Origin of the sequence: Kaistella sp. (genome assembly GCF_049588135.1) — a bacterium.
GTDB lineage: Bacteria > Bacteroidota > Bacteroidia > Flavobacteriales > Weeksellaceae > Kaistella.
The window spans coordinates 1-9,764 of record NZ_JBAVFG010000008.1 but is presented as its reverse complement, the minus strand read 5'-3'; the positions used below and the strand labels follow the sequence as shown (position 1 = coordinate 9,764).

General features: G+C 35.3%; 6 protein-coding genes. 2 read left to right on the top strand and 4 right to left on the bottom strand.

Annotation, left to right across the window (positions count from 1 at the left end):
• Positions 1–1,593: DEAD/DEAH box helicase (locus tag WBY99_RS00690; RefSeq protein ID WP_423974429.1), on the bottom strand; the 1,593-nt coding region annotated here is incomplete at its 3' end.
• 145 nt (positions 1,594–1,738) lie between these two features.
• Between WBY99_RS00690 and WBY99_RS00685 the strand changes: the two genes are divergently transcribed.
• The gene (locus WBY99_RS00685; RefSeq protein ID WP_423974428.1) at positions 1,739–2,404 is read left to right on the top strand and encodes a DUF2461 domain-containing protein; all 666 of its coding nucleotides are present in this window, start codon (positions 1,739–1,741) and stop codon (positions 2,402–2,404) included.
• A gap of 336 nt (positions 2,405–2,740) precedes the next feature.
• Here WBY99_RS00685 and WBY99_RS00680 read toward each other — a convergent pair whose 3' ends face one another.
• The 3 genes from WBY99_RS00680 to glgB form a co-directional block, all read right to left on the bottom strand.
• A complete protein-coding gene (locus tag WBY99_RS00680; RefSeq protein WP_423974427.1) occupies positions 2,741–3,709 on the bottom strand; it encodes an EamA family transporter in 969 nt (322 codons plus the stop codon).
• 185 nt (positions 3,710–3,894) lie between these two features.
• Positions 3,895–5,301, bottom strand: a complete 1,407-nt coding sequence (locus WBY99_RS00675; protein WP_423974426.1) for a glycogen synthase — start codon at positions 5,299–5,301, stop codon at positions 3,895–3,897.
• A gap of 63 nt (positions 5,302–5,364) precedes the next feature.
• Positions 5,365–7,287, bottom strand: coding sequence for a 1,4-alpha-glucan branching protein GlgB (gene glgB, locus WBY99_RS00670; protein WP_423974425.1), 1,923 nt, complete (start codon positions 7,285–7,287; stop codon positions 5,365–5,367).
• 299 nt (positions 7,288–7,586) lie between these two features.
• On the opposite strand from glgB, the gene WBY99_RS00665 reads away from it, so the two are divergent.
• Entirely contained in the window at positions 7,587–9,728 is a 2,142-nt protein-coding gene (locus tag WBY99_RS00665) for a S46 family peptidase (protein WP_423974424.1), read from the top strand.
• The last annotated feature ends 36 nt before the right edge of the window (positions 9,729–9,764 follow it).

Genomic DNA, 9,764 nt, shown 5'->3' with positions numbered 1-9,764 from the left:
TAACATATCAATTTTTTTCAGGTGATCACGTTTCCCTAAGTTAAAGAAAAATCGTACCATATCGCCATCGTTTCTTCTAGGTTTTCTATCTCTAGATTCGCCTCTGTTTCCACCATCTCTATCTCTAGAATCACGGTTTCCGCCATCTCTGTTATTACCAAAACGATTTCCGTTATCTCTTCTGTCACCTCTATCGCGATCTCTTCCTCTTCCATCACGATCACGGTCTCTGCCACGATCTCTACCTCGGTCTCCTCTATCATCACTATTGAATTTCTGATCAACCAAATCATCTTTATCTTTGTAATAAAGCGCCATCTCCCGCAATTGTAATTGCAATAACTGGTGAACCAATTCTTCTTTGGTAAAAGCTGATAAATCTGGAATCAACTCATTGTCGAATTCAACAAGATTTTCGTGCTCTGTAAATAATTTCTCGAAAACGCCAGCAACCTGTGCCTCGATAATTTTTTTACCCGTTGGAATTTTCTTCTCAACAATATCAATTTTAGTAACTGATTTAATCTGCTTTAATTTTCTTGATTCTTCTGGTTTAATCAAAGAAATCGAGATCCCGTCTTTTCCAGCACGTCCTGTTCTACCACTACGGTGAACAAAAACTTCAGGATCATCTGGTAATGAGAAGTGAATAACGTGTGTTAATGAATCCACATCCAAACCTCTCGCTGCAACATCAGTTGCCACTAAGATATCAATGTTTTTCAAACGGAATTTTTTCATTACCGTATCGCGTTGTGCCTGAGATAAATCACCGTGAAGTGCATCTGCCGCATAACCGTTTTGCATCAAAAAGTCTGCAACTTCCTGAGTTTCCATACGGGTTCTACAGAAAAGAATTGAATATTGATTAGGATTTGCATCGATTAATCTTTTTAATGCTTCTTTCTTGTTTCTGTAACCAACCACATAAAATTCGTGTTTGATATTTTTCTTAACTTCATTGATTGATCCTACAGAAATACGGTGTGGATTGGTCAAATAGTTTTTAGAAATTCTTTCAACCTCTCTATTCATCGTTGCGGAGAACAAAAGAGTTTGTTTGGTTTCTGGTGTTTCTCTTAAAATGGTTGCCAAATCTTCTTTGAAACCCATTGATAACATTTCATCAGCTTCATCAAGAATTAACCATTGAATTTCTGAGAAATCAAGGGCTTTTCTGTTAATCAAGTCGATTACCCTCCCTGGAGTTCCCACAATAATTTGTGGTTTCTCGCGAAGAGATCTGATTTGATCAGTAATACTACTTCCACCATAAACCGCTGTAGTTTTGATGTTTTGTAAGTATTTCGAATAATTTTTAATGTCTTTGGTAATTTGCAAACAAAGTTCTCTGGTAGGACAAAGCACCAATAATTGGATTTTGCGACTCCCGTCGTCAATCATATCCAAAATCGGAAGCGTAAACGCTGCTGTTTTGCCTGTTCCCGTCTGCGCAAGTGCGATTAAATCGCGTGTATCTGTAGAGATAAAAGGAATAGTCTGTTTTTGGATTTCTGTTGGGCTAATAAAGCCCAGTTCGCCAATTGCCTTCAAAACTTCAGGGCTTAAATTGGTCTCCGTAAATAAATTCATGTAAAAGATCGTCTATAAATTGGGTGCAAAGATACGTTTTTTATTTATGATAATTATATGGCTGGTTTATTAAATTTTCGTTAATAATGAAATGAGCACTTTTGTTCTGTATTAATTTCTTTAAATTTGAATAAAATCAAGACCAATGAAAGCATCAATTAAGGCATCTACTCTACAGTTTCTTAAATCTTTACAAAAGAACAACAACCGCGATTGGTTCAATGAAAATAAAAAATTTTATTTGGAAGCAAAGGAAGATGTAGAAATTTTTATTGAAGATTTAATCTCAGAAATCGCAAAATTCGATGAAGAAATTTTAAAAATTGACCCCAAAAAAGCGCTCTTTAGAATCTATCGTGACATCCGTTTTTCGAAAGATAAACTTCCCTATAAGACCCATTTCGGAGCGAGTTTAGGAATGGGAAAAGGCAATAAAATCTCTGGCTATTATTTGCATATTGAAGCAGGGAAATCATTTTTGGCAGGTGGAGTTTATCAACCAGAATCTTCTGTGTTAAAAGAAATCAGAAAAGAAATTACGGCCAATGGTGAAGATTTTTTGAAAATTTTAGACCAAAAAGATTTCCGAAATAATTTCCGCGGATTAAGTGTGGAAGGCAAATTAAAAAGAGTTCCCAACGATTTTGAAAAAGACAATCCGATGGCAGAGTTTCTAAAACTGAAAAATTTTGTTGTGATTCATCCCATTTCTGACGAAACTTTTTTCGATGAAACTGCAACAAAAAATTTCGCAAAGATTTACAAAAGCATTAAACCTTTAAATGATTTTCTCAAAAGACCTTTTCTTTAAAACATCTTTTTCTTCAGTTCATCGATGGTTTTCTGAAATCCATCCCTGATGTTTTTTTCAATACCTCAGAAATCGAAAGTTTCTTTCTTCTAAAGAAGTGTTTTTTTGATTTAACGCCTCTTTTGAAAATTCGATTTTGTTATTTTTCGGAACTTTTTGTGCAAAAAACACAACAGAACTTGACCATAAAAATAAGCAAATTAGTTGCTCATTTTTAATTCCTTTTAAATAAAACGATGGAATAATCTAGATTACCGGTAGTTTGTCCATTTTGAACAGTAATGGTTTTCACATCATTAACCCAATTTCTCGGATTCCTATTTCTGTTGAGTATCGTTAAGACTCAGTTACTTTTTTGGAAGGTAAATTCATTAGCACGATTGCGAAAAGTATTAATGCAATCCCCATCCATTGAATCAAAATCACTTTTTCACCCAATACAATAAACGCCATGGTTACCGAAACTGGAAGTTCTAAAGAAGAAACAATACTTCCTAAGCCCAAACCTGTCTTTGGAAATCCAAGATTAAATAAAGTCGGTGGAATAATCGTTCCAAACAAAGCCAGAATAAAACCGTAGGTATAAAATATAGAATAATTAAACGGTCTGATATGTTGCGTATTATCGGTAAAATTCAAATAAAATGATTTTAAAACATCAAAATACAAAGGACCAATTTGTGCAAAAAACAGAAATATAAATACAATTACAGCACCACCAGAAAGCATAATCATACTTTTTTTCAGCGCCGGAATATGGGTTGCTATTTTATTCGAGGTAAACATCGTCATACTAAAAGAAGCCGCTGCCATCAATCCCCAAAATATACCGTGCAAATCCAATTGAACGTCTAAATTAATCATATTCGTTGCGAAGAATGTTCCTATCAAAACAATAATAGTTGCTACCACTTTTTTAGCGTTAGGAAATTTTTTAGAGATCACACTTTCAATAACAACACTAAACCAAACCGACTGCATTAATAATACAATTGCAATAGATACATTGATATATTGAACGCAGATATAATAAAATAAACTGGTGCATCCTAAAGAGGTCCCTGCAAGCATCAACATTTTGATTTCTTTCGAGGTAGGATTTACAAGTGATTTTTTAGAACTTTTCTTTTGTATAAAATTTAAAATAAACAAACCCGTTAATCCCAAAACAAACTGTGCCGTTGTAACTTCGGAAGTAGTATATCCGTCACGATAAGATAATTTAACAAAAGTAGCCAACATTCCAAAAATACTAGCTCCAGCCGCAACAAACAAAACCCCTTTTAACATATTTTTCTTTTCCATATTTTTTTTCAGCCCGCAAACTTACGGATTTATAAATTTCTATGCCCATTAAGTGGAAAAATAAAAAACGGTTAAAGGAAAAAACTCGCGAAGTTTTTTCCTTTAATCGTGCGTCTTCAATTGATGATAGAGTCCCTGTGTCGTTGTTCTAAAAACGATCAGTATGATTAAAACGGATTGTTTTTTTAATTTTGATATAATTGCAAATATTTCTTCGCAGACCTTTCCCAAGAGAAATCAAAACTCATATTCGATTGTATCAATTCTTTCATTAAGCCTTCTTTGTGATAAATGTGCAAAGCACGATGCATCGCATGAACGGTGGCATTTGCAGTCGCTTCGCCGAAATTGAGTCCGCTCCCACCCGTTGAAATATCTTCTACGGTATCTCGTAAACCACCGATATAACGAACAATCGGTACCGTTCCGTAACGCATGGCGTACATTTGATTGAGTCCACAAGGTTCAACTCTGGAAGGCATTAATAAAAAATCAGAAGAAGCATATATTTTATGGGACAAATATTCTTTGTAACCCAAATCCAAAGCGAAATTAGAAAAGCGATGCGACAATTCACTTAGTTGATATTCTATATTTTTATCACCTGAACCTAAGACGATGATATTCAGAGAACCATACGTTTCTTGGATGCTTTTCCAAACTATTTCAGGCAAAAGATCCGCCCCTTTTTCACCAGCAAATCTGCCGATAAAACTGAAAAGGGGTAAGTCAGGATTTAACCCATATTCTTCACAAATTTCTTTTTTATTTTTCCACTTCCCAGAATCTGCGTTTCTTTTACCATAATTAAAGGCTAAGAAAGGATCAACCTCTGGATCCCAAATTTCGGTATCGATGCCATTGATTATGCCATGTGCTTTTGCATATTCCTGCTGAACAAGCGATTCCAGACCACGGAAATTTTGAAATAACTCATCCATATAACCTCCCGAAACAGCGTTGAAAGCGTGGCAACATTTCATCATGACTGCGAGGGGATTAATCCATCCATCCCAATCCAGAAGACCGCATTTTTCACCATTAAACCAAGGGAAATAATTCACCATTTCCCATTTCATCTGTCCTTGATATTCTCCGTTGTGAATCGTTCCTATGGTTTTTACGCCTTTCAGAAAATCAAATTCCGGGCAATTTTCTATCATAAAAGGAACCAATCCGGTATGATAATCGTGGCAATGCAAAACATCCGGGCGAATCTTCATCGCCGTCAACCAATGCAAAACGCCATGTTGAAAAGCCAAAAACTGCTGACTTTCATCCCAATACCCGTAAGGATTATCTCGGTCGAGAAGCCCTGGAATTTTCACCAAATACAAATCAAAACCTAAAATTTTGGAACGCTCTTTCATTACCTGCACCTGAAAAGTTTGATAATGCTGATGAATCCAACCATCAAAAACGATTTCGAAACTATGGTCATGCACGAAAGGTTTATTGTACCAAGGCATAATTACACTGGCTTCTACTCCCTCTATTTTATTGAGATATTTGGGTAATGCGCCCACCACATCGGCAAGTCCACCAACTTTGGCAACGGGATAACATTCGATAGAAAGGTTAAATATTCTCATATTAAAAATCAGATTTTCTATTGACATATTGTGTAGTCTTCTGTACTATTTTCCTTTTATTTTTTAGTTTTTGCTTTTTCTTTTATTTTTCTGTCTTAAAATGACTCCAGCAAGCGGCGGCAATTTCAGAACAATTGCGTTGGGTTTATACATCCATTCATCATCTTCTTCATCCACTATTTCTGCTTTTACGCCACTTCCTGCAAATTGTTCGTCATCGGAATTCAGAACCACTTCCCAATTCGTACCTTCGCTAACCCCGATTTTATAATCAAAAACTCTTGGTGTTAAATTTAAAACAACCATTAAAATATCTTCTTCTTTTTTTCCTTTTCTTAAATAAACATAGATGGAATTATCATCATCATTTGCTTCAACCCACTCCATTCCGTCGGGTGAAAAATTATTTTCATAGAGTGCGGTTTCTTTTCGGTATAAATGATTTAATTGTTTCACAAAATCCTGCATTCCTTTATGAATAGGATATTGAAGCAAGTGCCAATCGAGACTTTGGGTAAAATCCCATTCGCGGGTTTGTGCGAATTCATTCCCCATGAATAATAATTTTGCTCCGGGATGCGTGAACATATAAAGATATAAGGCTCGAAGATTCGCAAATTTCTGCCATTCGTCACCGGGCATTTTATAAATCAAACTGGATTTTCCGTGAACGACCTCATCATGAGAAAGCGGCATCATATAATTTTCATTATAAACGTACATGGAGCCGAAAGTTAATTTGTTATGCTGGTATTTTCTGTCGATGGGATCTTCTTTAAAATAATTTAAAGTATCGTGCATCCAGCCCATCATCCATTTCATACCGAAACCAATTCCACCCTCGTGAACAGGTTTTGTGAGCATCGGAAAATCTGAACTTTCTTCTGCAATCGTTATAATATCTGGAAATTCTTTATAAACGGTTTTATTAAAATCCTGTAAAAACTTCTTGGCTTCTAAATTGATATTTCCGCCATCAATATTCGGTTCCCATTCGCCTTCATTTCTGGAATAATCCAAATGCAACATCGAAGTTACGGCATCTACACGAAGTCCATCAGTATGATAACGATCGAGCCAAAACATTGCATTGCTTATTAAAAATGATTTGACTTCCGGTCTTCCATAATTGAAAATATAAGATTTCCAATCAGGATGAAAGCCTTTCCGCGGATCTTCATGTTCATATAAAAAAGTACCATCAAAGAAATGCAATCCATTAGCATCACCAGGGAAATGGGACGGAACCCAATCTAAAATAACACCGATTTCATTTCGATGCAATTCATTAATTAAAAACATTAAATCCTGCGGAGAACCAAAACGGGAAGTAGCCGCGAAAAATCCGGTGATCTGATAACCCCAACTTGGATCATATGGATATTCCATAACGGGCATGAATTCTACATGGGTAAATTCCATTTCCTTAATGTAGGGAACCAGTCGCTCTGCAATTTCTCTATAATTAAAAAATCTTTCTGGATTATCTGTTCCGCGCATCCAAGAGCCGAGGTGCATTTCGTAAACCGACATTGGCGCTTTGAGTGAATTTTTTTTTGCCCTGTCCTTCATCCAATTCTCATCATCCCACTCAAACCAAGTCGTTGAAACCAAAGAACCTGCCTGTAAATTCTGTTCCCAACTCAAAGCAAAAGGATCGCCTTTTTCTAGTAGGGAATTGTCTTTCGTTCGAATGCCATATTTGTAAACATCACCCCATTTTAAGCCTGCAATAAATCCTTCCCAAATTCCCGACTCGTCCCATCTTGGTAGTAACTTGTGGGTTTCAGAATGCCAATTATTAAAATTCCCGATCACTGAAACTTCTTTGGCAAATGGTGCCCAGACTGAAAAATAAACGCCATCTACTCCATCAATTTTAATGGAATGAGCTCCAAACTTTTCATACAATTTATAATGATTTCCTTCTTTAAAAAGATAGATATCATGATCGGTAAACAAAGAATGAGGGATTACATTTTGCATGATTTCGGAATTTTCAGGTTTGTTTTTTTTAAGAAAAAAAATGCGAATTCACATTTTCTACATCAAATATATTTAAAATAAAGATAAAACACGACTAAATCGCATTAAAACAACATTAAACAAGCTCCAGATTTTGTAGAATGTCTTTATTTAGAAAAGCAGATAAAAGGGAAAGAATCAATTTAAAAGGTTAAAAGATTGAAAAATGAAATATCCCAATTGAATACTGATCAAACTTCAATCTCATTAAGACTCCCTCATCAATTAAAATTTTCTTATTTTTAGGGCAAATTTTAAAAATGAATAGAAAGAATATATTGCTAGCTGCAATACTTTTGCCCGCTGTGATGGCTTTTGCCCAACAATACGGCGGTATGTGGATTCCCACAGAACTTAATGAAAAGGAAATGAAAGATTTAGGTATGAAAATTTCTGCGAAACAGATTTTCGATACCTCAAAACCGAGTATTAAAGATGCGGTTGTACAATTTAATGGAGGTTGTACGGCAGAAATCATTTCACCACAAGGTTTACTATTGACGAATCACCACTGTGGTTACGGACAGATTCAGAAACATTCATCGGTTGAACATGATTATTTAAGTGATGGTTTCTGGGCAAAAGATATGAACGGAGAATTACCAAACCCTGGTGTTACCGTAGATTTCATCGCAGATATCAAAGAAGTTACAGGACAAGTTTTAGCCGGAACGCAAAACCTAGATGAGAAAGCAAGTGAAGCTTTGATTGCCAAAAATCTGGAAACCGTAAAAGCCAGTTTTAAATTAGAGCCTTGGCAAAAAGTAATCATTAAACCGGTTTATTACGGTAATAAATATTACGCTTATATCATTGAAACCTATAAAGACATTCGATTAGTAGGAGCACCACCAAGTTCAATTGGTAAATTTGGTTCTGATACTGATAACTGGGTTTGGCCAAGACATACTGGCGATTTTTCAATGTTCAGAATTTATGCCGATAAAAACAACAAACCTGCTGAATATTCAAAAGATAATATTCCTTACAAACCGAAATATTTCTTACCTGTTTCCATTAAAGACAAACAGGAAAATGACTTTACTTTTGTATTTGGATTTCCGGGAAGAACAACTGAATATTTACCAGCCATCGCTGTAGAAAAGGTAATGACAGAAACAGATCCTGCCATGATTGCAGTACGGGAAGTTGCATTGAAAACTTTAAATGATAAAATGCGTACCGATGCAGAAACCAGAATTAAATATGCATCAAAATACGCTGGTGTAGCTAATTACTGGAAAAAATGGATCGGTGAAATTGAAGGTTTGAAAAAATCTGATGCCGTTGGTAAGAAGAAAAAATATGAACAAACTTTAATTGCGAAAAATCCGCAGATTAAAACTACGATTGACCAATTAAACAATCTGTATAACGAGCAATCTCCTTATTCATTAAACCGTTCTTATTATTCCGAAGTTACAAGAAATGCTGAAACATTATCATTGGCAAATCAGTATTTGAATTTCATGAACAGTTATGAAGCTGGGAAAATTAATGACCAAACGTTAGTTGGTTTTAAAAATAGATTGGCGAATATTTATAAAGATTACGATGGCGAATTAGATGCTAAAGTTACCGCTCAATTGCTTGCTTTATATGCCGAAAAAACTCCTGCACGTTTTCTTCCTGCTAATTTTGACCAATTTAAAGAGGTCAATAAAAATATAGGAATCGTAGAAAACTGGTCTAAAAATTCAATCATCACTGGAAGAGGAAATTTCAATGGAGCAACAACTTCTACGGATATTGATAAAGTTTTTGCCAATCAAGCCGAGTTGATTAAAGCCTTAAAAAACGATCCGATTATTCAATTGGCTTCTTCAATGAGAGACACCTATTTGAAAACAACAGAAGGGAAATACACTCAACTTCAGGATCAAATTGATGTGCTGCAAAAGAAATTTATGGCACAACAAATGGAAACTGATAAAGACCGTAAATTCTTCCCAGATGCTAACTCAACGCTTCGTGTAGCTTATGGACAGGTAAAAGGTTCTAATCCTAGAGATGCGGTTTACTACGGTTACCAAACGCATTTAGAAGGGGTAATGGAAAAATATATTCCTGGCGATTATGAATTTGATGTTCCGAAAAAATTAATCAATCTTTATGATACCAAAAATTATGGTGTTTACAAAGACAAAACAGGCGATGTTCCTGTAAACTTTACCGCAACAAATCACACAACCGGAGGAAACTCTGGAAGTCCAGCCTTGGATGCACACGGAAATTTAATCGGATTGAATTTCGACAGACAATGGGAAGGAACGATGAGCGACATTAATTTCGACCCACGTTTTAGTAGAAATATTATGGTGGATACGAAATATATTCTTTTCATTGTTGATAAATATGCCGACGCAAAATGGCTGTTGAACGAAATGAAAATTGTGAAATAATTATTTTATAATATACTATTTATAGTAAGAACGCAC

Excerpts from the sequence above, each read along its gene's own strand:
- WBY99_RS00685 (WP_423974428.1), top strand. The coding sequence starts at position 1,739 with ATGAAAGCATCAATTAAGGCATCTACTCTACAGTTTCTTAAATCTTTA.
- glgB (WP_423974425.1), bottom strand. The coding sequence starts at position 7,287 with ATGCAAAATGTAATCCCTCATTCTTTGTTTACCGATCATGATATCTAT.
- WBY99_RS00665 (WP_423974424.1), top strand. The coding sequence starts at position 7,587 with ATGAATAGAAAGAATATATTGCTAGCTGCAATACTTTTGCCCGCTGTG.
- WBY99_RS00675 (WP_423974426.1), bottom strand. The coding sequence starts at position 5,301 with ATGAGAATATTTAACCTTTCTATCGAATGTTATCCCGTTGCCAAAGTT.
- WBY99_RS00680 (WP_423974427.1), bottom strand. The coding sequence starts at position 3,709 with ATGGAAAAGAAAAATATGTTAAAAGGGGTTTTGTTTGTTGCGGCTGGA.